This window comes from Pseudomonas marginalis, assembly GCF_900105325.1.
GTDB classification, from domain to species: Bacteria; Pseudomonadota; Gammaproteobacteria; order Pseudomonadales; family Pseudomonadaceae; genus Aquipseudomonas; species Aquipseudomonas marginalis.
Genome location: NZ_FNSU01000003.1, coordinates 2,785,121 through 2,810,402 on the forward strand (window position 1 = coordinate 2,785,121; position 25,282 = coordinate 2,810,402).

The following is a 25,282-nucleotide window of genomic DNA, read 5'->3' on the forward strand; positions in this document are numbered from 1 at the left end:
GTATTGAGTCGGCACAGGACTGCAGTCTGTGTGCGATCAGTGATTCATACCGGGCAACAGTTTTACCCGCCCGCCTGCGATGCGGCCGTCTAGGGTTTGTAGGAACAGAGCGTTCGGCCGATAGCTCTCCTTTGAAAAATACCCCTTGCAAACCTTATAAAAGACTTATTAACCTCTGATGAACTCAATCCACTGGACCCGAAAAGCCGTCAAGCAATTGCTTCGATTGCATTCGTATCATCAGCAACAAGTACGCGATGCCGTCTTCTCGCTTGAACGCATGCCCGAGGCAGTCAACGTCAAGGCGTTGGTCAACCACCCCCACGGTTACCGATTAAGGGTGGGTCATTACCGAGTCCTTTTCGACTGGGACGGCAATATCCAGGTAGTCAGCATTCAAGAGGTCAAGAAACGTGACGAGCGAACCTACTGCCATACAGATCATCCACAATACGGAGGGCAAGCCAGCCTTCGTGGTGATCCCTTATGAACACTATCTGGCCCGGCAGAACGATCCAAACCTCATTCCCCACGCGGTGGTCAGCCGCCTGGTAGATGGAGCCACTCCGATCCGAGCCTGGCGCGAACACCTGAACCTGACCCAGGAAGAAGTCGCCCAACGCCTGGGCATTTCTCAATCCGCATTTGCCCAGCAAGAGGCGGTGAACAAACCTCGCCGGACGACGCGGGAAAAGATTGCCAAGGCATTTGGCATCAACCCCGGTCAACTGGAGCTATAGCCTCAACGGGACAGTCCGCGCCTTCAGTCACCTAAAAGCGAAACCAAACATGCTCTATCGTCTAGCCGCAGACAGCCTCGTGCTGTTCCACCTGTGCTTCATCCTGTTCGTACTGTTTGGTGGGCTGCTGGCGCTGAAATGGCGCCCGGTTATCTGGCTGCACTTGCCCGCCGCTGCGTGGGGCGTGGCGGTCGAAGTGTTCCACCTGCCCTGCCCGCTGACCCGCTGGGAAAACCTGTTCCGCCACCTCGCCGGGCAGGACGGTTATGGCGGTGGGTTTATCGAGCATTACATCCTCACACTGATCTACCCGGCCGGGCTGACGCCACAGATCCAGCTGGGCCTGGGCGCATTGGTGCTGGCGATCAATATTGCGGTGTATGTGCGCTTGATCCGGCGTTACGTACAGGCTTGAGACAGCTTCACTGGTGAAGAATCAGACTCCCTCAGTCCCTTCACCGGCGCCACCATGTCCGAAGCCTTCGAAGTCCCCAGCCCCACGAAAAACACCTCGAACACACCACCGAACACGCCCACGTCCACGGCGACAGTTTCGCCAGTCGCATCGCCGTCATGACCGCACTGATGGCCACCCTTGGCGCCATGCTCAGCTACCAGGCCGGCTCCACCGAGAGCGAAGCGGCGATGGACAAGAACAACGCGGCCATCATCAAGACCGAAGCCGCCAACCAGTGGAACTACTACCAGGCCAAGTCCAGCCGGCAGAACCTGGCGGAACTCGCGACCCATATTCCCGGTGTGGATGCCGCCCATTACAAGGATGAGATCGAGCGCTACAAAAGCCAGAAGGAAGAGGTACGCAAGCAAGCGGAGAAACTGGAGGCGACCTCAAAGGAATGGGATGAAAAATCCGAGCAGGCCCTGCACCAGCACCATCGTTGGGCCCAGGCGATGACCGCGATTCAGATCGCGATTTCGCTGGCGGCGATTACGTTGTTGACGAGAAGGGAATGGTTGAAGCGCATGTCCTATGCGGCGGCGGGTGTGGCGGTGGTGTTAGGTAGCCTGGCGTGGTTGCATATCTGACAGGGGAAGATTGATTTCAATCCCTTGCCGGGGCGATTAAAGTGCAGCCCCCGAGAATTGAATCTCGGGCTTTAGTCCATGGAGTTTCCCAGTGAAGTACATCAGTAAAGTGGTTGCAGCAGCCGTTCTCGGTTTCACCCTCGCAGGTTGCACCGGCACCGCCATCAAAACCCCGCAATACGACAGCAGCCAGTACACCGTGCTGGGTCACAGCGAAGCCAGCGCCACCGGCATCATGCTGTTCGGCGTGATCCCGATCGGCCAGAACAGCCGTTTCGTGCGCGCCCAGGACGCCGCCATCAAGGCAAAAGGCGGCGATGCGCTGATCAACACCCAAGTGCAGGAAAACTGGTTCTGGGCCTGGGTGCTCAGCGGTTACACCACCAAGATTTCCGGTGATGTGATCAAGCTGAAAACCGCGCAGTAAAATCGCTCGGGCTTTCAACTGAGCCCGCGACGTATCATGGGCCAACCTTTCGAGGATGGCCCATGAACCTCAGTATCCTCTATGCACTCGCCGCCGCCGCCCTGTTCGGCGCCAGCACCCCGCTCGCCAAACACCTCGGCCTGGGCCTCTCGCCCGTGCTGCTCGCCGGCCTGCTCTATCTTGGCAGTGGCGTCGGCCTCGCTGGTGTGCGCGTTATTCGTGATCGCGGCTGGAAACCCTCCGGGCTAACCCCTTCGGAATGGCCCTGGCTACTCGGCGCCATCGCATTCGGCGGCATCCTCGGGCCCGTCGCGTTGATGTTCGGCCTGACCCGCACCGCTGGCGCCACCGCCTCCCTGATGCTCAACCTGGAATCGGTGCTGACCGCCGTTATCGCCTGGGTCGTGTTCAGGGAAAACGCCGACCGTCGCATCGTCCTGGGGATGATCGCCATCGTGCTGGGCGGCGTGCTGTTGTCGGGGGCCGACGGCGGTGGCACAAGCCATGACTGGACGGGGCCGCTGGCAGTTGCCGTGGCGTGCCTGTGCTGGGGGATTGATAACAATCTGACACGCAAGGTGTCTGCGTCGGACGCGCTGTTTATCGCCGGGGCCAAGGGGTTGATTGCGGGGCTGGTGAATGGCGGGTTGGCGCTTTATCTCGGGGCGCAGATCCCGGGCATGGCGCAGCTTGCGCCTATCTTGCTGGTGGGTTTTCTGGGCTATGGCATCAGCCTGGTGATGTTCGTGCTGGCGTTGCGCGGACTGGGCAGCGCACGCACGGGAGCCTATTTTTCCACCGCGCCGTTCCTAGGTGCTGCGATTGCGGTGCTGTTGTTGGGTGAGTCAGTGACGCTGGCGTTCTGGATTGCCTCAGCGTTGATGGCCGTGGGGGTTTGGCCGCACCTGACGGAACGGCATGCCCATGAACATCAGCATGACGCGACGGAACACGGGCATCGGCATGTGCATGATGAACATCATCAGCATGAGCACGGGTTTGAGTGGGATTCGGCGGAACCCCATAGCCATGGGCATGTGCACAGTCCGCTGAGGCACAGCCATGCGCATTTTCCGGATGTGCATCATCGGCATCGGCATTGAATGTATTAGGGCGGCGCTATAGGCCGCCCTTCTTTTGACATACAGGCCATTCAAGCGTGATGACCTGCGTGACCTTTATGCTCATATTCCCATCCCTTACACGCCAACCCTACGTGCTTGGGAATCAAGGCAGCACCGCTGCTATACGCCGTGATAGTCCTGCGCGAGAAGCCGAGTTCTACCGCCGCCGCAGAAAGAGACAAATTGTTGGTGAGCATCCACTTTCTGAAATCCTGCGTCAGCATGACCTCACCAGACTGCTCCAATGCCAGACGATGCAACGTAACGGCCGACACTTCGAGGTCACTGCCCCATGCCACATCAAACCCCCACTCACCTACTTGGGCCTGGCCGAATAACGCCAAATCCAAGAGAGGCTCGAGGACCGAGAAATTATTTATATGATCAGTGAGATCAACGGTGTGCCGCTTACCGTTGTGCCACTCGATCTCTAAGGCATGCTTGCCGGCAACTGGTTGCACAGCAGAGATGCGAAGCTTGCTGGCCATAAGTCAGTTCCTCCGGTTTTGTTCATCCCATACGCGCTTGAGATCAGCGATATGGGCTTTTGCCCAAAGCAGGGCGGCTTTCAAAGCTTTCGTTTCGGCACCTATACCGAGCACGACAAGCCCTTCTATCTGAACCAGCGACTCACCATCCGGCGTCTGCACGTGAAAGTGCGGCGGCGCGTGATCGTCAGGATAGATTTTTATTTTCCAGTTTCGTTCAGCGTGTAAGGTAGCCACGTAATCAGATGCTAGAGAAATTTTCTCCCTAGCATAACCGGCCTATTAGAACATCAAACTGAAATTTTTAGCCATACCTCCAGACCGCGAAGATCTGTGGAGGTTAGTTTTTCAAACCCCTGAAATCACAAAACCCCTGGGTTCTTTCGAAACCAGGGGTTTTGTTTACATCAAATTTGGCGGTGAAGGAGAGATTCGAACTCTCGATACAATTTCTTGTATACACACTTTCCAGGCGTGCTCCTTAAGCCACTCGGACACTTCACCGTATCTCGTCAAACCAGTTCAGTCTGTCGAGGCGCGCTAATGTAGTCGAAAGCCTTTCTGATGGCAAAGGTTTTTTTCAGAATTTTCATGCGGTTAGACGGCTATGCCGGTAGTCGCCCGACAAGGGGTGGTGATTCTGCCATTCTTGGGCATGGGCGGCCTGGGTCTGGGGTCGGTGTTGCGCCCTTCCCCAGGCCTTCCGGCGCTCTCCTTGCGGGGAAAGTCTGACTGGGTAGTCAGTCACAGCGCTTTACCGGGGCGGGCGTGGTGGGTAACGTCTGCGCATGCGCCTTTATAAACAGCCTCTCTATAACAAATCCTACAAGGAACCGCGTCATGAGTGAGTTGATTGCTTACCACCTCGAAGACGGTATCGCGACCCTGACCCTGAGCAACGGCAAGGTGAATGCCATTTCTCCGGATGTGGTCAGTGCGTTTAATACAGCGCTGGACCAGGCCGAGAAAGATCGGGCGGTGGTGATCATCACCGGCACGCCGGGGATCCTGTCGGGTGGTTATGACTTGAAGGTAATGACAGCCGGCCCTAAAGAAGCCATCGGCCTGGTGACGTCGGGCTCGACGTTGGCGCGTCGCCTGTTGTCGCACCCGTTCCCGGTGATTGTGGCGTGCCCTGGGCATGCGGTGGCCAAGGGCGCGTTCCTGTTGTTGTCGGCGGATTATCGGATTGGGGTGGAAGGCCCGTTCAGCATTGGCCTGAATGAGGTGGCGATCGGCATGACCATGCACCACGCCGGTATCGAGCTGGCGCGGGACCGTCTGCGTAAGTCGGCGTTTCATCGGTCGGTGATCAATGCCGAGATGTTTGACCCGCAAGGCGCATTGCAGGCCGGTTTCCTCGACAAGGTGGTGGCACCTGAAGAGCTGCAGGCGGCGGCGCTGGAAGCGGCACGTCAGTTGAAGAAGCTGAATATGAACGCCCATAAGCACACCAAGCTGAAGGTGCGTAAGGCGCTGCTGGAGGCGTTGGATGAGGCAATCATCCAGGATCAGGGGCATATCCTGAGTTAAGCCCTACAACCGAAACATCGAAGCCCGACCTTGCGTCGGGCTTTTTCGTACAAATGAATCCGAAACATCTTTAGCCGCTCTAGCCTGCCTATATCGGCACATGTTGAAACATGTGCTTAAACATCGCCTATCTCCTACCTCTTTACGGGTAATTGCCGAACTCAGTGCACATCCGTACACTGCGCCACCTTTTATCCCGATGGGCCGTGTCGATGCTTTTTCTGTTACGCATGTTATTGATGGGCCTGCACTTTATGGTGGCCGGTGTACTGGGCGTGCTGCTCGGGACCTGCCGGCCGTTCAACCCGGACAACAGCCGCTTGTGCGCGCGTCTCTATGCGCTGCCAGCCATGTGGATCCTGCGCCTGAAGGTGAAGACCGATGTCGACTCCCTGCGCAACAAGCCTGGTACGTGTGTGATCATCGCCAACCACCAGTCCAACTATGACCTGTTTGTGCTGGGCACCGTGGTGCCCCATCGCACCGTGTGTATCGCCAAAAAGAGCCTGAAATGGGTACCGCTGTTCGGTCAGTTGTTCTGGCTGGCGGGCAATGTGCTGATCGACCGCGGCAATGCGCACAAGGCACGTCGCGCGATGCTCACCACCACTCATACGTTGCAGCATCAGGACACGTCGATCTGGGTGTTTCCGGAAGGCACGCGCAACCTGGGCAAAGGCCTGTTGCCGTTCAAGAAAGGCGCGTTTCATATGGCCATCGCCGCTGGCGTGCCCATCGTGCCGGTGTGTGTCAGCAATTACGTCACCCATATGAAGCTCAATCGCTGGAACAGCGGTGATGTGCTCATACGTTCGTTGCCGCCGGTTCCTACTGCGGGCCTGACTTCGGATGACATCCCGCAGTTGATGCAGACCTGTCAGGCGCAGATGGATGAGTGCATCGCTGCGATGGATCGCGACGTGCAATCTGCCTGAACCCCTTGTTTACGGGTGCTTCGTGCGCCGACGCAAACAGGCGTGCTCGCCACAAAAAGCACATGCCTGCAACAGCAACAATGGAACGCCATTCAAGCTAAGCTGCCCAACACCTGTCCTCCTAATAAGAAGTGATCAGCACCATGGGTAGAGTTGTTGCGGCCGCCGTGTACAGCGCCGGAAAGAAAGTCACTGATATCACCCTCGACGAAGGCGCGGCCTGGGCCGCCAAACCCGGGCATTTTGTGTGGATCGGCCTGGAAGAGCCCAACGCGCAGGAGCTGGCCAACCTGCAACGCCAGTTCAACCTGCATGAACTGGCCATCGAAGATGCCCTGGAAAAACACAGCCGCCCCAAGCTGGAAACCTTCGGCGACGCACTGTTTATCGTCACCTATTCACCGGTGCGCGAGAACGGCAAGCTGGAGTTTATCGAGACCCATATCTTCGCCGGCAACGGCTACATCATCACTGCGCGTAACGGCCATTCGGCGTCCTACGGCTTTGTTCGGCAACGCTGTGAGGCTCGGCCGTTATTGCTGGAGCATGGGGAAGATTTCGTACTCTATGCCCTGCTGGATTTTGTCACCGAGAACTACCAGCCGGTCAGCGAGGCGATCCACGCCGAGATCGATGAACTGGAGCACAACGTGCTATGCAGCTCGCTGAGCGAGCGCGATATCCAGAAGATCCATGGCCTGCGCCGCGACGTGCTGCGACTCAAGCGCTATGTGGCGCCGATGGTGGAGATCAGCCAGGAACTGCAGAAGCTGAGCTTCCCGTTTATCGACAAGAACATGCGCCCGTATTTCCGTGACGTGCAGATCCACGTCACGCGGCAAATGGAAGACCTCACCACCCTGCGCGATATCGCCAGCCAGACCATCGAGATCGGTGTATTGCTCGAAGCGTCGCGCCAGAGCGTGGTGCAGCGCAAGTTTGCCGCGTGGGCGGCGATCCTGGCGTTCCCCACCGCGGTGGCGGGGATTTATGGGATGAACTTCCAGAACATGCCCGAGCTGCAATGGCACTACGGCTATTTTGCTGTGCTCGGGTTTATTGCGTTCGGTTGCACGGGCTTGTGGGCCAGTTTCAAGCGCTCGGGCTGGCTTTAAACCCGGGCCTCAGGCTTGTGCGCCACGAAGCGCATCATCCATTCCGCCACGGTCACGCCGTGGTGGTCGCGCGCCAGGCTGGCCACGCCGTTTGTGTAGACTTTTTCACCCAGGGTCGTCTGAAGAATCTCCAGCAACTCGCGGGAATAATCATGGATAAATTCCGGGTGCCCCTGGAAGCACAGCACCTGGTCGCCGATGTGATAGGCGGCGAACGGGCAAAACTCGCTGGAGGCGATGACCGTGGCATTGTCCGGCAAGGTGGTGACCTGGTCCTGGTGGCTGATCAATAGCGTCAACTCTGGCACTTCAGGGCTCATCCACGGCGCCTTCGTATCCAGTTTGTAATCGTGAATGCCCATGCCCCAGCCCTGGCCGGCGCGCTCGGCCTTGCCGCCCAGCAGCAGCGCGAGCAATTGATGGCCGAAGCAGATGCCCAGCAACTTGTCGCCGCGCTCATAGCGTTCGAGCAGGTAGGTCTTGAGGGTCTGGATCCAGGGGTCGGTGCCGAAGGAATCGGCCTTGCTGCCGGTCACCAGGTAGGCGTCGAACACTTCGTCGTCCGACGGGTATTCGCCCTGCACCACGTTGTACACAACGAATTCGGCGGCAATCGGCTGCTTGGAGAACAGGCGCTTGAACATCTGCCCGTAGCCTTGGTATTGATCGATCAAGCCTGGACGCAGGATATCGGTTTCCAGGATACAGACGCGTAGCGACATAAAAAATACCTGACACGGTGATGGGAATAATGCACACCCCAGAGCCTGCCTTGAAATACCCTGACAAGGCAAGCCCTGTACAGGCCCAAAACCGTCAGAAGGTCGTGTTCTGCGCCGCTTTGTCGAGCAACAACGCCGGCGGCGAGAACCGCTCCCCATACTGTTCGGCCAGGTAGCGGGCGCGGGCGATGAAGTCATTGAGGCCGTACTGGTTGATAAACTGCAACGCGCCACCACTCCAGGCGGCAAAACCGATCCCGAAGATCGACCCCACGTTGGCATCCGCGGTGGACATCAACACGCCCTCCTCCACGCAGCGCACGGTCTCGATGGCCTGGATAAACAGCAAACGGTCGCGCACATCCTGCGCTGAAATGCGCTGGTCGGCTCGCTCAAAGCGCGCTTTCAATTCAGGCCACAAATGCTTCTGCCCGCCCGCCGGGTACTCGTAGAAACCTCCCCCCGCCGCCTTGCCCGCGCGTTTGTACTCGTTCACCAACAGATCAATTACCACCGTGGCCGGATGGCTTGGGACTGTTTTACCTTCAACCTGCAGATCCTTGGCAGCCTGCTGTCGGATATGGCTCATCAGGCTGAGGGACACTTCATCGGACACCGCCAGCGGCCCCACCGGCATACCCGCCTTGCGCGCCTCGGTCTCGATCATCGGCGCAGCCACGCCTTCGCCGAGCATGGCGATGCCTTCATGGGTGAAGGTGCCGAACACCCGCGAGGTGAAGAACCCGCGACTGTCGTTGACCACGATCGGAGTTTTCTTGATTTGCAGGACGAAATCGAACCCCCGGGCCAGGGTTTCGTCCGAAGTGCGGGCGCCCTTGATGATTTCCACCAGGGGCATCTTGTCCACCGGGCTGAAGAAATGCAGGCCGATGAACTTGCCTTGATCCGGCACCGCCGTGGCCAGGCCGCTGATGGGCAAGGTAGACGTGTTGGAGGCGATCACCGCGTCGGCGCCGACCACATTGTGTGCGGCAGCCGAGACCTTGGCCTTGAGTTCACGGTCTTCGAACACGGCCTCGATGATCAGGTCACAGCCGGCCAGATCAGCATCCGAAGCCGTAGGATGAATCCGCGCGAGGGTGGTTTCGCGCTGCTCAGAGGTCAATTGCCCACGGCTGACCTTCTTGTCCAACAGCGCCGTCGAATGCGCCTTGCCCTTCTCGGCGGCCGTCAGGTTGATGTCCTTGAGCACCACATCGATACCGGCGCAGGCGCTGACATAGGCGATGCCTGCGCCCATCATCCCGGCGCCGAGCACCCCGACCTTACGCGTCACGTAAGGTGCAAAGCCCTGAGGCCGCGAGCTGCCGGCGTTGATTTCATTGAGTTGGAACCAGAAGGTGCCCATCATGTTTTTCGCCACCTGCCCGGTGACCAATTCGGTGAAGTAGCGGGTTTCAATCACATGTGCGGTATCGAAATCCACCTGCGCGCCTTCCACGGCGGCGCAGAGGATTTTCTCCGGGGCCGGAAAGCAGCCGTTGGTTTTGCTGCGCAAAATCGACGGTGCGATGGCGAGCATTTGCGCCACTTTCGGGTGAGACGGCGTACCACCGGGAATCTGATAGGCCTTGTTGTCCCACGGCTGCCTGGCCTGCGGATTGGCGAGAATCCATGCGCGGGATTTGGCCAGCAGCTCAGTGCGATCCGCCGCCAGCTCATCGACCAACCCGGCTTGCTGCGCTTGCTGGGGCCGGACTTTCTTGCCTTCGAGCAAATACGGCAAGGCCTTTTCCAGCCCAAGCATGCGCACCATCCTCACCACGCCACCGCCGCCTGGCAGCAGGCCAAGGGTGACCTCCGGCAAACCGAGTTGCACCGACTTGTCATCCAGCACGACGCGGTAGTGACACGCCAGGCAGATCTCCAAACCGCCGCCGAGGGCTGCGCCATTGACGGCGGCCACCACCGGCCTGCCGAGGGTTTCCAGGCTGCGCAGTTGCGCCTTCAACACCAGGACGCTGTCGTAGAAATCCTGGGCGTGGGCCTTGTCGACCTTGATCAGTTCATTGAGGTCGCCGCCCGCGAAAAAGGTCTTCTTCGCCGAGGTGATAACCACGCCGGCAATGTCGTCCTTTTCCGCCTGCAGGCGTGCGACGGTGGCCGCCATTGCCTCACGGTACGCGGCGTTCATGGTGTTGGCGCTCTGGCCGGGCATGTCGAGGGTCAGCACCACGATCTGGTCCTGGCCTTTTTCGTAACGAATGGCATCGGTCATGACAACTTCCTTGGCTCAGAGGCGTTCGATAACGGTGGCGATGCCCATACCGCCGCCAACACACAGGGTGGCCAGGCCGTAGCGCTGCTGGCGCACCTCCAGTTCGTCGAGCAGGGTGCCGAGGATCGCGCAGCCCGTGGCGCCCAGCGGGTGGCCCATGGCGATGGAGCCGCCGTTGACGTTGACGCGCGCGGCGTCGATGCCCATGTCCTTGATGAACTTGAGCACCACCGAGGCAAAGGCCTCGTTGACCTCGAACAGGTCGATGTCCTCCACGTGCAAACCTGCCTTTGCCAGGGCCTTGCGCGTGGCCGGCGCCGGCCCGGTCAGCATGATGGTCGGGTCGGTACCGGTGACCGCCGTGGCAACGATGCGTGCCCGCGGTTGCAGGCCCAGCTCGCGGCCCTTCGCTTCGGAGCCGATCAACATCAATGCGGCACCGTCGACAATGCCGGAGCTGTTGCCTGGTGTGTGGACATGGTGGATGCGTTCCACATGGCTGTAGACCCGCAACGCGGTGGCATCGAAGCCCATCTGCCCCATCATTTCGAAGCTGGGCTTGAGCTTGCCCAGGCCTTCGAGGGTGGAATCGGCGCGAATGAATTCATCATGGTCCAGCAGCACGATGCCGTTCTGGTCCTGCACCGCGATCAACGACTTGTTGAAGGAACCGTCTGCACGCGCCCTGGCGGCTTTCTGCTGGGACTGTAGGGCAAAGGTATCGACATCCTCGCGGGTGAAACCTTCCAGGGTGGCAATCAGGTCGGCGCCAATGCCCTGGGGCGTGAAGTGACTGTGCATGTTGGTCTGCGGGTCGAGCACCCAGGCCCCGCCATCGCTGCCCATGGGCACGCGGGACATGGACTCCACACCGCCGACCACCACCAGGTCCTCAAAGCCGGAACGCACTTTCATCGCGCCGAGGTTAACCGCCTCCAGACCCGAGGCGCAGAAGCGGTTGATCTGTACACCGGCGACGCTGACGGCCCAGTCCGCCACCAGGGCGGCGGTCTTGGCGATGTCGGCGCCCTGGTCGCCCACCGGGGTGACACAGCCGAGCACGATGTCATCCACCTGTTGGGTGTCGAGGTCGTTGCGTTGCCCCAGCGTGGTGAGCAGGCCGGCCACCAGGTTTACCGGCTTGACGCTGTGCAGGGCGCCGTCGGCCTTGCCTTTGCCGCGGGGCGTGCGTATCGCATCAAAGATCAAAGCTTGGGTCATGACGTCCTCGAACCATTGCGCAGTAATGCCCTTACCTTAGGCCCGATTGACACGGTTTCAATGACGCATGCGCTCATTGCTTTTGACCGCCACGCTCGGACGAACGGTAGGCACCTAAGGTAATTGCTGGATTAATCGTTTTAGCTGTCTAGCCAAGGCATTGGCGCCAAGATGGCGTTATGCCTCATGCCTTTTTAAGCTGAAATGCTGATTAGGTGATATGAAATGGGTCTAAGCCGCGCAGAACGAGGGCTCTAAGGTTCAATCAGTAAGAAGTTGCTGCCGGGTTTTGCTGGAGCAGCTGTAAGAAAAGCGACACGTCACATTGCGATACTCATATTCAACGGCACGCATTTGACGCTCAGGAATAACAACAAAAGGCAGTCAGCCATGTTTAAACATTCGAAAGTACGTCAGGCAGGACTTATTCTGTTCGCCACCACATTGATTCTGATCTTGCCCAACTTGACCAAGGTCATTGGGTGACCTCTTCTTGAGCCTGTTCTTACCTCAGGATTACCGCTTTTGGCAGCACCTGCCGGGACTTCGTGCATAGCGATCCTGTTGCAGGGGCTGCCTTTTTATCTGCACTTTTCCGCTATCGTGGGCCCTATCGCCACTTAATACGGGGCCGCCGTCTTGAAACCGATCTTCGCATTCCTTGCCTTGTTGCTCGCCCTGCCCGCTTCGGCGGCGCAATTGACCGTCGAGCTGGATCACAGCCGCAAGACCTGGCAGACCGCCGACCTGCTCAAGCATCCGGACGCGCAGACAGTGCAGGTCGTCGATGACGTTTCCTACAAGCGCAACATGACCTATCGCGCAGTACCGCTGGCAGTGCTCCTGCCGGGCCTACAGCCCGATAATCATCTGCAAGCCGTTGCCCTGGATGGCTTCGCCGCCGAACTGACGGCTGCACCGTTGCTGCAAAAAAACGGTGCCCGCGCCTGGCTGGCCGTGGAGGACCCGGCCCACCCATGGCCCCCATTGGCAGACGGCAAGCCGAGTGCCGGGCCGTTCTACCTGGTGTGGACCGATCCGCAGGCCGGGCATATCAGCCCGGAGCAGTGGCCGTTCCAGATCTGCGCGATCAAGCAGTTGAAGACGGTGGCCGAACGTTTTCCGGCGCTGCTGCCCGACCCGACGCTGGCTGCGAATGATCCGGTCAACCAGGGCTTTGCGCTGTTCCAGAAGAACTGCCTGGCCTGCCACCGCCTCAATGGCGCCGGCGACGCACAGGTGGGGCCGGACCTGAATGTTCCCTACAACCCTACGGAATATTTCAGCGGCGACTTCCTCAAGCGCTATATCCGCGACCCGCAGAGCCTGAGGCACTGGCCGCAGGCAAAGATGCCAGCGTTCGCCGCCAGCGTGTTGCCTGACAGCGAGCTGGAATTGCTGGTGGGGTACTTGAAGCATATGGCGGGGCGTAAACAACACCCCTGAACCCAGCCTGATCTCGGTGGCGAGCGGGTTATTGCTGCTGGACCAGGACCACCGGCGTCGGCGCCACGAACACCTTGGCATGCATCTGCTCATGCCCTCCGCCACGGCGCATGCCGCGTACCGGGCAAGCGTCGAGGTAGTCCAGGCCCACGGCCAGTTTCAAATGCCGCTCCGGCCGGGCCAGTTGGTTGGTCACGTCAAAGCTGTACCAGGCGTCATCCAGCCAGGCTTCGGCCCAGGCGTGGCTGGCCAGGTGAGTGCTGTCTTCCGTGTACAAATACCCAGACACATACCGCGCAGGAATGCCCAGGCTGCGCGCGCAGGCCAGGAACGCATGGGTATGGTCCTGGCATACCCCCGCCCGCCCTGCGAAGGCCTGGGCGGCGCAGGTGTCGACTTCGGTGGCGCCGGGCGTGTAGACCATCGACTGGTTGAGGGCGTGCATCAGGTCGATCAGGGCCGTGCGATCACGACGCTGGTGGCAATGCTGTTGCGCAAAGGCGCGCAGGGCGTCGTCGGGCTCGGTCAGGCGGGTGCAGCGCAGGAACGGAAAGGCTGACTGGCTCTCGTGTTCAGCCTCACGCAGCTCATCGATATCCACCTGGCCACGGGCGCCAATGATGATGGCGTCGTGGGGTTCGTCCAGGGTCAGCACGTGCAGGATGTTGCCGAACGGGTCGATCTGCGCGCGCACCGGGCGAGGCAGGTCCAGTTGCCAACTGAGCACATGCTGGCGCTCGCTGTCGTGGGGCGTGAGGCGCAGGTACTGGATGCTGGCGCGTACCTGGTCTTCGTAGTGGTAGGTGGTTTCGTGGCTGATGGAGAGTCTCATGCGGCCTCCAGGTAGGAACTGTAGATGGCGTCGCCCAACTGGCGGACCAAGGGGATAAAGTCGGTCAGCCAGGCGTGCAGGCCTTCCTCGAGGATTTCATCGATCGCGGTAAACCGCAGGCGCGCGTCCATCTCGGCAGCCAGGCGCTGGGCCGGACGGCCGTTGATGCCGGGCAGGCTGGCGAGGATCTGGTCGATCTCTTCGCTGCAGGCCCGCAGGGAGCGCGGTACATCGGCGCGCAACAGCAACAGCTCCGCGACTTGCCGGGCACCTGGGGCGTCGCGGTAGATCTCGGTGTAGGCCTCGAACGACGATAACGCGCGCAGCAAGGCACTCCATTGATAGTAGGCGTGGGCGGTGCCATCGGTAACGGCTTCGGCCTGGTCGCCGGCCATTTCATAGCGCGCATCCAGCAGCCGCAGGGTGTTGTCGGCGCGCTCGATAAACGTACCCAGCCGAATAAAACGAAAGGCGTCATTGCGCATAATGGTGCCGTAGGTCGCCCCCCGGAACAGATGGGAACGCTCCTTGACCCACTCGCAGAACCGGCTCATGCCGTAGCGGCTGAGGCCCTGCTGTGAGATTTCGCGAATCTCCAGCCAGGTTGCGTTGATGTTTTCCCACATGTCGGCAGTGATTCGCCCACGCACAGCATGGGCGCTGGCCCGCGCGGCACCGAGACAACTGTAGATGCTGGCCGGGTTGGCCGCATCCAATGCGAAGAAATGCAACAGGCGTTCGGCGTGCAATTCGCCGTGGCGCTCGCGGTAATCATCCAGCGTGCCGGTGATCAACAGCGGCATGGCCAGTTCATGCAGGCCATCACCGCGCCCATCCTGGGGCATGAGCGACAGCGAATAGCTGACATCGAGCATGCGCGCGAGGTTTTCCGCGCGTTCCAGGTAGCGCGACATCCAGTACAAATCCGAGGCAGTTCTACTCAACATGGCATCAGTCCTCGACCACCCAGGTGTCTTTGGTGCCGCCGCCCTGGGACGAATTGACCACCAGCGACCCTTCACGCAGCGCGACACGGGTCAAACCGCCGGGTACCACACGGGTTTCCTTGCCGGACAACACGAACGGGCGCAGATCAATATGGCGCGGCGCAATGCCGTTTTCGACAAAGGTCGGGCAGGTGGATAAACACAGGGTTGGCTGTGCGATATAGGCGTGGGGCTTGGCCTTGATACGCGCGCGGAAGGCTTCGATTTCCGCGGCCGTGGACGCTGGCCCCACCAGCATGCCGTAGCCGCCGGAGCCCTGGGTTTCCTTCACCACCAGGTCCGGCAGGTTGGCCAGCACGTGGGACAATTCGTCGGGCTTACGGCACTGGAAGGTGGGAACGTTCTGCAGGATCGGTTCTTCATCCAGGTAAAAACGGATCATCTCGGTGACGAAGGGGTACACCGACTTGTCATCCGCCACCCCGGTGCCGATGGCATTGGCCAGCACCACATTGCCCGAGCGGTACGCCGCCAGCAGGCCGGGCACACCGAGCATGGAGTCCGGGTTGAAGGCCAGCGGGTCGAGGAATGCGTCGTCGAGGCGACGGTAGATCACGTCCACGGCTTTGGGGCCGTCGGTGGTGCGCATGAACACACGGTCATCGCGCACGAACAGGTCCGCGCCTTCCACCAACTCCACACCCATTTCCCGGGCTAAAAATGCATGCTCGAAAAACGCGCTGTTGAAGCGCCCCGGGGTCAGTACCACCACGCTGGGATTATCCAGGGGGCTGGCGCTTTTCAGGGTATCGAGCAGCAGGTTGGGGTAATGATCGATCGGCGCGATGCGCTGGGCCGCGAACAGCTCGGGGAACAGGCGCATCATCATCTTGCGGTCTTCGAGCATGTAGCTCACGCCGCTGGGTGTACGCAGGTTGTCTTCCAGCACGTAGTAGGTGCCGTCGCCGTCGCGTACGAGGTCGACTCCGGAGATGTGGGAATACAGGTCGCGGTGCAGGTTCAGCCCCTGCATTGCCAACTGGTATTGCTCGTTGGCCAGTACCTGTTCGGCGGGAATGATCCCGGCCTTGATGATGCGTTGTTCGTGATAGAGGTCGGCGAGAAACATGTTCAGCGCCTTGACCCGCTGGATGCAGCCACGTTCGACCATCCGCCATTCGCTGGCGGGAATGCTGCGAGGGATGGTGTCGAACGGAATCAGGCGTTCGGTGCCCTGCTCGTCCCCATAAAGGGTGAAAGTGATCCCGGCGCGGTGAAACAGCAAATCGGCTTCGCGCCGACGCTGGGCCAGCAGTTCGGCAGGGGTTTCGGCCAACCAGCGGGCGAACTCGCGGTAATGGGGACGCACCTGCCCTGCCCCATCGTACATTTCGTCGTAATAAGTGCGGATCATGCCGTACTCCTTGTCACCCGGACGCAAGAACCATCGCAAGGCCCGTGCCAGCGGCATAAACACTTAAAAATCAGTGGGTTGAATATAAGCAAAGACCTGATCGCACCGTCCTGGTGCACAGAATCCCCACTGCACTGCTGCACGCTTCATGGCAATGCAAGCTTTGGCTATCAACAGCATAGTCAGAGTTGATTTCACTGCCCGCGCAAGCGTGTGGATAATCGGCCCCATCAGCTGAACAGGACACGTCCTACAGCCTTACCCATCCCGCACTCGGTACCTTGAGGCTCGTGTACTGACCGGCTCCTTCGGTCTTCCCTTTCAGCCACCCTTTTCGGGTGGCTTTTTTTTTGTGCGGGAAAGGGCAACGGTAGTTCCGGAAATTTTCACACAGCACATACAAAATCGGCCGACCCCAGGGTCAGCCGATACGCTGTGTTGCTCATACAATGGCGCTACATGGGTAACCCACGCACCTCCTGCTTCACGCCCCATCCTTCGATGATCCCTCCAAGCGGCTCGACCACCGCTTCAAAGTCTTGCTCGAAGTCTCCTATGCCGTCGTAGGTTGCGAACATGATCTTGCTCAGTTCCAGGTACCAGGCGCCATCGTCGCGCGCACTGACCTGGGCATTCAGGGACTCGCCACGAAATTCACCCGCAGCCCTGCGCGCCCGTTCCTCATCCGGGAAAATGGCGTAGAACTCAATGGGGTGGAACCGTGAAAAGTCGAAGCCGCCTTCTTTCATGCGGCGCAGAACGTTGGTGCTGATGTCTTCTTGATAGGCTGTGCTCATGAAACGTCCTCCTCAAACCGATGGATAGACTTTCCGTGCTTCCCAAAGCCCGCGCGCTGACGGCGCGGGTACCACGGCAACAACATCACCACGGGAAAACAAGCATGTAGCTGACAAGACCAGACCTTAGCGATTCATTCGCTGATCTCACTTGCAGAGTAGCGCGAAGCTATCACCTCCACCAGAGGTGCTTGAATGGCATACAGGAAATGTTCAGGCGGTGGGAGAGATGTCGAGGATTTGAATACTGTTCTGGTCTTTGAGGATCTTGACCGTTGGCTCGGGCTTGCGGCCCTCAAGGTCGTTGAGGTCCAGTTCGGCGGCCACGGGCACCAGCTTGTTGCGGATCATGTGTGCCGCATCTTCGAGGCTGGGCTTGTGCTCGCAGGTGAACTGCTCCACGGACTGTACGCCGTGATCATCAACGAAGGTAATCTGCCACTTTTGCATCGGTGCCTCCTCGATAAAACCCATGTGTGGGCTTACCTCTATCTGGACCTTGAGGGCTCGGCAAACGTTCCACTCAAGTCAGGAAGCACCGGATCAAGCACAGTTATTTTTCAGCGTGTTCCTTCAAGGCTTTCAGGGTGTTGAACGGCGCTTCCACCACGAACTTGTTGGCCAGCCACGACGGCACACTGCCGCCTGGCTCGGTGTGTACCTGGTAGGTGACTTCGGTCTCATTGGCGCCTTTAGGGACCAGTTTCCAGAAGCCCTCGACCTGAGCGACACGCACGTAGCCTTTTTCTTCGGGCTTGTAGGTCGGCACGCCCTGCAGCTTGCGGGTTACGCTGCCGTCGGCGTCCTTGGTGGTGGTGACATGGATGTATGAATCACGATCGGTCACCGGGAAAGGCGCCTTGAACTGGGTGTAGGTCCAGGCCTCATCGCCTTTCTTGTCCACCAGCTTCTGGGATTTGCACTCATGAATCCACGAGCAGGCACCGGCCACATCTTCCTGCAGGGCCTGGATCCTGGCGACAGGCGCCTTGATCACGGTCACACCGCGATACGCCTTGTATTTGGAGCCGGCGACTTCGCTCAGGGACACCTTGATACCGTCTTCATCCTTGGCAACCTGCCAATCCTCAGCCTGGGCAGTGGCAGCAAATACCAGCGTAAAACCGCACAGCACAGCCATTCGTTTCAGCGAACCCATTGTCGTATTCCTTATTGTTGAAGTTCCGATAGTAAAGCCCCTCAAGCCGCCGTCATCTGCTCCCACCAACCGATCAACCGGATCGCATCGGCCTGGTCGGTGCCGCAGACATCGATATCCGCCTTGAAATCACTGCACACCGCCGGGCGCTCCGGTCGGCCGAACAGTTGGCACAGCTGTTCGACCGACAGGTGCAGGCAGCGTTCGCCCGCCGGTTTGCCATTGGGCATACCGGGTAAGGGCGAACTGATGGAGGGGGCGATGCAGCAGGCGCCACAGCCTTCACGGCAATTCATGACCAGCAGGTCCTCGACGACTCAATAGGGACGGCCGGGCTAGGGTACGCCCTTAAACAGCCGTTTTAAAATGGGTTAACAGGGGTATTTCGCACAAAATAAAAGTGACCGACCAGTCTGCGACAGATGGTCGATGGCCTGCGTCACTTTGTAGGAAAAAGTTTACTGCTTGAACTCGAATTCCAACGCGGCACCTTCCACTTCACGGCGCTCTTCGTTGCGCAATTGCAGCTTCATCTCATTGCTGAGCAAACGGCCGTTGATCTGGAACGCACTGTTGTCGGTGGGCTTTTCACCGAACATCGGCGGCAACAACGGCACGCTCTTGGGCTTGGGCACGGTACCCAGGGGCTGCAGGTGCCTGACCATGTCCGAAGGCAGGGACAAATCCAACTGTGCCGGTGGCAGTTTGGTCTGTGCCACTTCCTGGGCTGACTTGGATTTTTTCGCCGTCGACGCACGTTTTTTCGCCGTGGCGGTTGGCTTCTTCGCGACGGGGGCTTGCTTGGCGGTGGAAGGTTTTTTTGCCGGGGCATCCTGCTGGGTATTGGCAGCGGGCTTGTTTTCAGCCACGGGTGCCGCCGCCAGCGCTGTGCCGACGTTACACAGGCTTAACAGGCCAATCACCAAAGCAGCGCGAACAATCGAGGTCATATTGCCTACAGCATTAACGGCAGAGGGCCATATGCTCGCTTGTTGTGCGCGGCATGACAAGCGCGGTGATCAGCCAGCTATCGGCGCTGCCCCTTTTCGGCGCCTCAAAAGCCGGCTGCGGTTTCCTGGCATAGCTGGCTGGCCAGCATCCCCAGGGTCATCAGCGCACGCTCTGCTTCGCGGTTCCAAGGTGTGCCGCAGTTAAGGCGAATGCAGTGGTTGAACTGCTCGGTATTGCTGAAGATCAAGCCCGGCGCAATGCTGATGCCCTGTTGCAGGGCGCGCACGTGCAGTTCCTGGGTATTGACCCGCCCAGGCAAACTGACCCACAAAATAAAGGTTCATCACGGAATCCCGGGAAACACAGAAACAAGAACGCCGATTTGATTGATGATGTTCGTGCGAGCAAACACATCTAAAAAACCGGCGTTCTTATGCGTGATATTAATACTTTCCTTCCTTTTTGGGAGGGCTTTTCTGTCGTCACGATCAAGCCCGATGGTGACGCTCTAAAGATCGATCTGATTCCCCACGCCACCCGATTCCCTTCCTGCGGCGGCTGCCAAAAACCTTGTTCAACCACTCATGAGTATTGTGAGCGAACCGTTCGTGATCTGCCCATTCTCGGTCGCGCGGTGCGCCTCAGCATTTTGCTCAGGCGTGTTGGCTGCCGCGACTGTGGAAAACGCATGGAGGCCGTCAGTTGGCTGGATCGCTATGCCCGCATGACGCGCCGCTTGGCCGAGGCGGTCATTCAGGCCTGCGAGCGCCTTCCCACCCTGCACGTGGCCCAGATGTTTGGACTGCATTGGGACACTGTTCGGTTGCTGGAGCGTCGAGCCTTGCAGGCGGTGTTGAGTGAGTTGCCGAAGGCGCAACCACGACGCCTGATCATGGACGAGTTCGCGTTATTCAAAGGTCATCGTTACGCCAGCGTTGTGCTGGATGCCGATACACGACGAGTGCTGTGGATCGGTGAAGGCCGTAGCCGAGCGGCAGTCAGGCCGTTCTTCGAGGAACTGGGGCCGGAGGGCTGCGCTCGAATCGAAGCGGTGGCGATGGACATGAATACTGCTTTTGATCTGGAGGTTCGCCAGCATTGCCCGAAAGCGCGAGTGGTCTACGACCTTTTCCATGTGGTGGCCAAATATGGCCGAGAGGTGATTGATCGGGTCCGCGTCGACGAAGCTAATCGGCTGCGTCATAACAAGCCGGCTCGCAAGGTCATCAAGCAGGCACGATGGCTGTTGCTGCGTAACCCACAGAACCTGAAAACGCCGGAACAACAGGTCCATTTGCAGGATTTATTGGAGGCCAACCAATCGCTGATGACAGTTTATTTGATGAAGGCTGAACTCAAAACGCTCTGGACACCGAGCACTGCCTGGACCTGGAGATCGGCCTGGAAGCAATGGCTGCGCCATGCATATGAAAGCGAAATACCGGCTCTGATCCAGTTTGCCAAACGGCTAAAGGGTTATTGGCGGGGCATCGTCAGTCGGGTTCGCTGGCCGATGCACACCGGTCAGTTGGAAGGAATAAACAATCGAATAAAGGTCATCAAACGGATGGCGTACGGTTACCGGGATAGCGAATTCTTCTTCATGAAGATCAAGAGCGTCTTTCCCGGTAATCCGTGATGAACCAAAATAAAGCCGCCCGTCGGACGAGTCATCTGGGTGCCTTCCGGGAAATACTGCTGCACCGCCAGTTGGAAGGCGCTGAGATTCTTGCGGTATTCCTGGCGGATGTAACGCAGGTGCCGGTCGTAGCCGCCGTTCTCCAGATACGCTGCCACGCCCATCTGGGTGACGCTGCAGGCCGAGTGGGTGCTGAACATTTGCAGGCGCTGGATTTCCTGCTGGTACTTGCCGGCGATCATCCAGCCGATGCGCACACCCGGCGACAAGGTCTTGGAAAAGCTCGAGCAATAAATGACCCGGTCCAGGCGATCATAGGCCTTGAGGGCCTTGGTGCGGCCGAGTTCGAACATCAGTTCGCCGTAAATATCGTCTTCGACAATCTGGATGTCGAAATCCGAGGCCAGGCGCAGCAACTGTTTCTGCCGTTCCTCGGGCATGGTGCCGCCCAGGGGGTTGCTCAGGCGCGTGGTCAACACCAGGGCCTTGATCGACCATTGGTTGGCGGCCAGTTGCAGGGCTTCCAGGCTCATGCCGGTGGACGGGTCGCTGGGGATCTCGATGACCTTGAGGCCCAACAGGTCGGCCAGTTGCAGCAAGCCGTAATAGGTCGGCGATTCAGCCGCGATCAAGTCGCCGGGGCGTGTCAGCACCCGTAGCGACATCTGCAAGGCGTCAACACAGCCGTGGGTGATCACCACTTCGGAGGGGTCCACCACCACGCCGGCGTCACGCATGCGAATCGCCACCTGGCGACGCAGCGGCTCGAAACCGGGGCTGAACATGTAGCTGAAGGCGCGTGGGCTCTGGAAGCGCGTGACCTTGGCCAATTGCTGGTGCAGCGCCCGTACCGGCAGATAGTCGACGCTCGGCACGGCGGCGCCCAGGGGAAATACACCTTCGCGGCGCGACTCGCCCAATACCTGCTGGATAATGCTGCTGCGGGTGACCAACCCCGGGCGCTCGACCCGCGCGATGTCCGGCGTGGGCGCCGTGAGTGCTGGTGTCTGGTGCACGTAGTAACCGGACTGCGGCCGTGCCCGGATCAGCCCCTGGTCTTCCAGGTTGGCGTAGGCCTGCAATACCGTAGCGTGGCTGACATTGAGCTGGGAGCTCATCTTGCGCACCGAGGGCACGCGCTCGCCAGGTTGATAGACACCGCGACGGATGTCCTCAGCCAGTTGCTGGGCGATACGTTGGTAAAGCAACAGATTGGTCATGACGCAGCACTCGATTTCACGGGTATTTTATTTTTGTGTGAAACATACCAGCACAGTTTAGAAGTGTACGGGGACAGTTGCCACAATAGTCGAGCGCGCGCGGGAGTGACAGTAAAAACTGTAAGGTGAGTGGAGAGAATATTCAGATGTATACAGAACAATGTGGGAGGGGGCTTGCTCCCGATGACGGAGTGTCAGTCGCCGAAAATAGTGACTGATCCACCGCTATCGGGGGCAAGCCCCCTCCCACCCTTTTGATTTGCGCAAGGCTTCAGCGAGCGGCACCCAACTGGCCCTTCTCGTCGGAGAACACTATTTCCACGCGACGGTTCTGCGCGCGGCCACGCTCGGAGGCGTTGGCTTCCACCGGGTACTGGTCGCCGTAGCCTTCAACCTGGATGCGCTTCTCATCGATCCCCAGGTCCACCAGCACATCGGCCACCGATTGCGCGCGATCACGGGACAGTTTGACGTTTTCCTGCTGACCACCCGTATTGTCAGCGTACCCCTCGATGCGCACCACACGCTTGGGGTTCAGTTGCAGGAACTGCACGATTTTCAATACGGTGCGGTTCGCCGAGTTTTTCAACTCCGCTTCACCGGTATCGAACAGCACGTCGCCCAGGGTCATCACCAGGCCACGATCGGTCTGAGTGGTGGTCAGGCTGGCGATCTGTTCTTCGAGCCATTTACCCTGCTGCTGCACGCTGATCAGCTTGCTTTCACGCAGGGCCAATTGCAGGCGCTGGCGTTCCAGTTCGAGCTTGGCGGCACGCTCTTCGTTAAGTGTCTGCTCGGTGTGTTCGCGGGCGATGGCACTGTAGCGCTGGCTCAGGTAGGCGTAATGCACCACGTCGGCACCGCTGCCCCAGTAGCTGGACAAGCGGTCGGCCCGCGCCAGGGATTCACCGGCGCGGATCACGTCCTTGGGTGCGATACGCAGCACGTTGGCGTCTTCCTTGACCTTCTGGAAGTCGCTGCCCGCCTGTTGCAAGGCCTGTTCGCCACTGGGGTGGCTGGCACAACCGCCCAGTGCCGCACTGCCCAGCAGCACGGCACAGCCCAGACCACGGATCATCGGGTTCATTGGGCTTCTCCCAGCTGCAATTGCTTGCGCAGGCGCGTGATGCGGGTATTGAGCACGTTCAGTTGTTCCTGGCTCTTGCGGGTCAGCACCTGGGCTTCGGCCAGGCGCGCATCCAGCTCGGCCTGTTCGGCCTGCATGCGCGCGTCCTTGTAGGATTGCTCGGCCATGTCGGCCTTGGCCTGGGCGAATTTGTCTTCGGCCATTTTCAGTTCGGGTGATTCATCGGTGCTGGCGCCCACGGCGTTGGCTTGTTCCAGGGCTTGCTGGGTGAGGCGAATTTGTTCATTCGGCGCAGGATCGGCTGCACATCCCGCCAGAGCGACAACGGCGAGGGCCGCGAAAAAAGGTCGAAGAGTCACTGAAAATCCCTACTTTGTTGGGGTGCCGACGGGTTGTTGCAATTGCGCTTTCCAACGCTCCAGATTGCGCTGCAGCGCGGCTTCCGTCACACCAGACCCGGGCAATTCTGTCATCTTTTTGGCCAGCTGTCCGCGCAGCCACGGATCATTGCAGGCCGAGTTGTGGGAAATCGCCAGGTACAGGCCGGGCTGATCGACGGGCACGTCGCGGGCCACCAGGTCATTGCTCATCCCTAACGTCTGGGCCATGGCCATGCCGGAGTAACGCCCGGCCAGCACGTAGTCCACTTCCCCCAGCAGCAGTTTCTGGAAGGCCGGGGTCAACGTGGGCAGGCGTTGCAGGGTCAGTTGCTGGCCGGCGAAGGTTTCAAAGTCGCGGCTCAAGCGCGCACGTTCCGACACTGCACCCTTGTGGCCATGCAGGTCCGCCGCCGTGGAGTAGGCCAGCGCCGAATCCTTGCGGGTCCAGACCAGATAATCGAGCTGTACCAGCGCGGGGTGGATGTAGTCGAGGGTTTCCAGCTCGCCAAGGTTCAGCGGTGCATCGGCGAGGATGTCCATGCGCCCGCTGCGCACTTCGTCCAGGGCCAGGGAACGCTTGCCGCCGTAGAGCAGGTCGATTTTCAACCCAAGCTCCTTGGCTACCTGTTGCAAGACATCGGCGGTGGCGCCGATCAGGTGCGTCGGGGCTTGGGGGTCGCGCCACAGCAGCGGCGGTGCATCCGGGCTGCCGGTGATCACCAGGCGATCACATTTGCCGGCTGCCTGGGCCAGGCTCGACAGCAGCGTAAGTCCCAGCAGTACGGCCCAGGGGCGCAGTTCCATGGCGGTTTCTCCGGCGTTCAAAAAAGCCCGGGCCAAAAAAAGCCCGGTCACTAGACCGGGCTCTTTATAAGTGAAGCGGCTGGATTAGACCAGCTTCTCCAACTCGGGTACGGCTTCGAACAAGTCCGCCACCAGGCCGTAATCGGCCACCTGGAAGATCGGTGCTTCTTCGTCCTTGTTGATCGCGACGATCACTTTGGAGTCCTTCATACCGGCCAAGTGCTGGATCGCGCCGGAGATACCGACAGCGATGTACAGCTGTGGCGCAACGATCTTGCCGGTCTGGCCGACCTGCATGTCGTTGGGTACGAAGCCTGCGTCGACGGCCGCGCGGGAGGCGCCGACCGCAGCGCCGAGCTTGTCGGCCAGGGCGTACAGGTGCTTGAAGTTGTCACCGTTCTGCATGCCACGGCCGCCGGAAACGACGATCTTGGCAGCGGTCAGCTCAGGGCGATCCGACTTGGCCAGTTCTTCGCCAACAAAGCTGGAAGTGCCAGCGTCGTGGGCAGCAGAGACGGCTTCAACGGCAGCCGAACCACCTTCAGCGGCAACCGGGTCGAAACCGGTGGCACGCACGGTGATGACTTTGACGGCAGCGGTCGATTGCACGGTGGCAATCGCGTTACCGGCATAGATCGGGCGCTTGAAGGTGTCGGCGCTTTCTACCGAGATGATCTCGGAGATCTGGTCAACATCCAGCTGCGCGGCAACGCGCGGCAGGATGTTTTTGCCGTTGGAAGTGGCGGCAGCCAGGATGTGGCTGTAGCCAGCGCCTAGCTCTGCTACCAGGGGGGCGACGTTTTCCGGCAGTTGGTGAGCGTAAGCGACGTTGTCGGCCAGCAGTACTTTGCTTACGCCAGCCACTTTGGCTGCAGCCTCAGCCACGGCGCCAGCGCCTTGACCGGCGACCAGTACGTGGATGTCGCCACCGATTTTAGCGGCAGCAGCAACAGTGTTCAGGGTGGCCGGGGCCAGCACCTTATTGTCGTGTTCTGCGATTACCAAGATAGTCATG

At 59.6% G+C, this 25,282-nt stretch carries 26 protein-coding genes, 1 tRNA gene and 4 pseudogenes; 11 read left to right on the forward strand and 20 right to left on the reverse strand.

The features are described from left to right. Positions 1–178: 178 nt before the first annotated feature. The 6 genes and pseudogenes from BLW22_RS22030 to BLW22_RS22055 form a co-directional block, all read left to right on the forward strand. A pseudogene (locus tag BLW22_RS22030) lies at positions 179–430 on the forward strand (type II toxin-antitoxin system RelE family toxin); the annotation flags it as partial. Beyond that, positions 414–740 carry a helix-turn-helix domain-containing protein gene (locus tag BLW22_RS22035; RefSeq protein ID WP_065924797.1) on the forward strand — a complete coding sequence of 109 codons (327 nt, stop codon included), beginning with the start codon at positions 414–416 and terminating at the stop codon, positions 738–740. The pseudogene BLW22_RS22030 and the gene BLW22_RS22035, both read left to right, overlap by 17 nt. Positions 741–789: 49 nt before the next feature. Beyond that, entirely contained in the window at positions 790–1,155 is a 366-nt protein-coding gene (locus BLW22_RS22040; protein WP_065924798.1) for a DUF2784 domain-containing protein, read from the forward strand. Between the two features lie 54 nt (positions 1,156–1,209). Beyond that, positions 1,210–1,787, forward strand: a pseudogene (locus tag BLW22_RS22045) (DUF4337 domain-containing protein). Positions 1,788–1,878: 91 nt separating this feature from the next. Next, the gene (locus tag BLW22_RS22050) at positions 1,879–2,214 is read left to right on the forward strand and encodes a hypothetical protein (protein ID WP_074847470.1); all 336 of its coding nucleotides are present in this window, start codon (positions 1,879–1,881) and stop codon (positions 2,212–2,214) included. A gap of 62 nt (positions 2,215–2,276) precedes the next feature. After that, a complete protein-coding gene (locus BLW22_RS22055) occupies positions 2,277–3,317 on the forward strand; it encodes a DMT family transporter (RefSeq protein WP_074847471.1) in 1,041 nt (346 codons plus the stop codon). A 50-nt stretch (positions 3,318–3,367) separates the two neighbouring features. On the opposite strand, the gene BLW22_RS22060 is transcribed toward BLW22_RS22055, so the two are convergent. The 3 genes from BLW22_RS22060 to BLW22_RS22070 all read right to left on the reverse strand — a co-directional run bounded on the left by BLW22_RS22060 (position 3,368) and on the right by BLW22_RS22070 (position 4,330). After that, positions 3,368–3,826, reverse strand: a complete 459-nt coding sequence (locus BLW22_RS22060) for a DUF2442 domain-containing protein (RefSeq protein WP_074847472.1) — start codon at positions 3,824–3,826, stop codon at positions 3,368–3,370. A gap of 3 nt (positions 3,827–3,829) precedes the next feature. Then, positions 3,830–4,063 carry a DUF4160 domain-containing protein gene (locus BLW22_RS22065; protein ID WP_074847473.1) on the reverse strand — a complete coding sequence of 78 codons (234 nt, stop codon included), beginning with the start codon at positions 4,061–4,063 and terminating at the stop codon, positions 3,830–3,832. A gap of 177 nt (positions 4,064–4,240) precedes the next feature. Continuing rightward, positions 4,241–4,330: transfer RNA gene (locus BLW22_RS22070), tRNA-Ser, on the reverse strand. Positions 4,331–4,666: 336 nt separating this feature from the next. On the opposite strand from BLW22_RS22070, the gene BLW22_RS22075 reads away from it, so the two are divergent. From BLW22_RS22075 to BLW22_RS22085, 3 genes are all read left to right on the forward strand, one after another. Then, positions 4,667–5,359: a crotonase/enoyl-CoA hydratase family protein gene (locus BLW22_RS22075; protein ID WP_065924808.1), complete on the forward strand. Its 693-nt coding sequence runs from the start codon at positions 4,667–4,669 to the stop codon at positions 5,357–5,359. A gap of 212 nt (positions 5,360–5,571) precedes the next feature. Continuing rightward, the gene (locus tag BLW22_RS22080) at positions 5,572–6,294 is read left to right on the forward strand and encodes a lysophospholipid acyltransferase family protein (protein ID WP_074847474.1); all 723 of its coding nucleotides are present in this window, start codon (positions 5,572–5,574) and stop codon (positions 6,292–6,294) included. 143 nt (positions 6,295–6,437) lie between these two features. After that, the gene (locus BLW22_RS22085; protein ID WP_027603646.1) at positions 6,438–7,409 is read left to right on the forward strand and encodes a magnesium and cobalt transport protein CorA; all 972 of its coding nucleotides are present in this window, start codon (positions 6,438–6,440) and stop codon (positions 7,407–7,409) included. Here BLW22_RS22085 and BLW22_RS22090 read toward each other — a convergent pair. The 3 genes from BLW22_RS22090 to BLW22_RS22100 form a co-directional block, all read right to left on the reverse strand. After that, a complete protein-coding gene (locus tag BLW22_RS22090) occupies positions 7,406–8,131 on the reverse strand; it encodes an amidotransferase (RefSeq protein WP_027603645.1) in 726 nt (241 codons plus the stop codon). The genes BLW22_RS22085 and BLW22_RS22090 overlap by 4 nt on opposite strands. A gap of 94 nt (positions 8,132–8,225) precedes the next feature. Beyond that, on the reverse strand, positions 8,226–10,370 hold the full coding sequence (locus BLW22_RS22095) for a 3-hydroxyacyl-CoA dehydrogenase NAD-binding domain-containing protein (protein ID WP_074847475.1): 2,145 nt from the start codon (positions 10,368–10,370) through the stop codon (positions 8,226–8,228). Between the two features lie 15 nt (positions 10,371–10,385). Then, a complete protein-coding gene (locus BLW22_RS22100; RefSeq protein WP_074847476.1) occupies positions 10,386–11,591 on the reverse strand; it encodes an acetyl-CoA C-acetyltransferase in 1,206 nt (401 codons plus the stop codon). A 639-nt stretch (positions 11,592–12,230) separates the two neighbouring features. Between BLW22_RS22100 and BLW22_RS22105 the strand changes: the two genes are divergently transcribed. Continuing rightward, positions 12,231–13,037 carry a c-type cytochrome gene (locus tag BLW22_RS22105; protein WP_065924812.1) on the forward strand — a complete coding sequence of 269 codons (807 nt, stop codon included), beginning with the start codon at positions 12,231–12,233 and terminating at the stop codon, positions 13,035–13,037. Positions 13,038–13,065: 28 nt separating this feature from the next. Here BLW22_RS22105 and BLW22_RS22110 read toward each other — a convergent pair whose 3' ends face one another. The 9 genes and pseudogenes from BLW22_RS22110 to BLW22_RS22150 all read right to left on the reverse strand — a co-directional run. Further along, positions 13,066–13,869 carry a transglutaminase family protein gene (locus BLW22_RS22110; RefSeq protein WP_027603641.1) on the reverse strand — a complete coding sequence of 268 codons (804 nt, stop codon included), beginning with the start codon at positions 13,867–13,869 and terminating at the stop codon, positions 13,066–13,068. Then, positions 13,866–14,816, reverse strand: a complete 951-nt coding sequence (locus tag BLW22_RS22115; RefSeq protein WP_027603640.1) for an alpha-E domain-containing protein — start codon at positions 14,814–14,816, stop codon at positions 13,866–13,868. Before BLW22_RS22115 ends, BLW22_RS22110 begins: the two co-directional genes overlap by 4 nt. A gap of 4 nt (positions 14,817–14,820) precedes the next feature. Next, positions 14,821–16,230, reverse strand: coding sequence for a circularly permuted type 2 ATP-grasp protein (locus tag BLW22_RS22120; RefSeq protein WP_053139427.1), 1,410 nt, complete (start codon positions 16,228–16,230; stop codon positions 14,821–14,823). 455 nt (positions 16,231–16,685) lie between these two features. Continuing rightward, the gene (locus BLW22_RS22125) at positions 16,686–17,027 is read right to left on the reverse strand and encodes a ribonuclease E inhibitor RraB (RefSeq protein ID WP_015885395.1); all 342 of its coding nucleotides are present in this window, start codon (positions 17,025–17,027) and stop codon (positions 16,686–16,688) included. A 213-nt stretch (positions 17,028–17,240) separates the two neighbouring features. Then, entirely contained in the window at positions 17,241–17,477 is a 237-nt protein-coding gene (locus tag BLW22_RS22130) for a hypothetical protein (protein WP_074848226.1), read from the reverse strand. A gap of 103 nt (positions 17,478–17,580) precedes the next feature. After that, positions 17,581–18,186, reverse strand: coding sequence for an START domain-containing protein (locus BLW22_RS22135; RefSeq protein WP_027603637.1), 606 nt, complete (start codon positions 18,184–18,186; stop codon positions 17,581–17,583). A 41-nt stretch (positions 18,187–18,227) separates the two neighbouring features. Further along, positions 18,228–18,482, reverse strand: coding sequence for a YkgJ family cysteine cluster protein (locus BLW22_RS22140; RefSeq protein WP_065940713.1), 255 nt, complete (start codon positions 18,480–18,482; stop codon positions 18,228–18,230). A gap of 162 nt (positions 18,483–18,644) precedes the next feature. Next, entirely contained in the window at positions 18,645–19,136 is a 492-nt protein-coding gene (locus tag BLW22_RS22145) for a translation initiation factor 2 (RefSeq protein ID WP_065946913.1), read from the reverse strand. A 104-nt stretch (positions 19,137–19,240) separates the two neighbouring features. Next, positions 19,241–19,474 (reverse strand): annotated as a pseudogene (locus tag BLW22_RS22150) (PLP-dependent aminotransferase family protein); the annotation flags it as partial. Positions 19,475–19,570: 96 nt separating this feature from the next. On the opposite strand from BLW22_RS22150, the gene BLW22_RS22155 reads away from it, so the two are divergent. Then, complete coding sequence (locus tag BLW22_RS22155) at positions 19,571–20,776, forward strand: ISL3 family transposase (RefSeq protein ID WP_065924368.1); 1,206 nt, start codon at positions 19,571–19,573, stop codon at positions 20,774–20,776. A 5-nt stretch (positions 20,777–20,781) separates the two neighbouring features. Here BLW22_RS22155 and BLW22_RS22160 read toward each other — a convergent pair. The 5 genes and pseudogenes from BLW22_RS22160 to BLW22_RS22180 form a co-directional block, all read right to left on the reverse strand. Further along, positions 20,782–21,996 (reverse strand): annotated as a pseudogene (locus tag BLW22_RS22160) (aminotransferase-like domain-containing protein); the annotation flags it as partial. A gap of 271 nt (positions 21,997–22,267) precedes the next feature. Further along, complete coding sequence (locus tag BLW22_RS22165) at positions 22,268–23,083, reverse strand: OmpA family protein (protein WP_065946914.1); 816 nt, start codon at positions 23,081–23,083, stop codon at positions 22,268–22,270. Further along, positions 23,080–23,442, reverse strand: coding sequence for a DUF4398 domain-containing protein (locus tag BLW22_RS22170; RefSeq protein ID WP_074847477.1), 363 nt, complete (start codon positions 23,440–23,442; stop codon positions 23,080–23,082). Before BLW22_RS22170 ends, BLW22_RS22165 begins: the two co-directional genes overlap by 4 nt. Positions 23,443–23,451: 9 nt before the next feature. After that, a complete protein-coding gene (locus BLW22_RS22175) occupies positions 23,452–24,267 on the reverse strand; it encodes a substrate-binding periplasmic protein (RefSeq protein WP_074847478.1) in 816 nt (271 codons plus the stop codon). Positions 24,268–24,351: 84 nt separating this feature from the next. Next, complete coding sequence (locus BLW22_RS22180; RefSeq protein WP_065924816.1) at positions 24,352–25,281, reverse strand: electron transfer flavoprotein subunit alpha/FixB family protein; 930 nt, start codon at positions 25,279–25,281, stop codon at positions 24,352–24,354. Position 25,282: the final 1 nt, after the last annotated feature.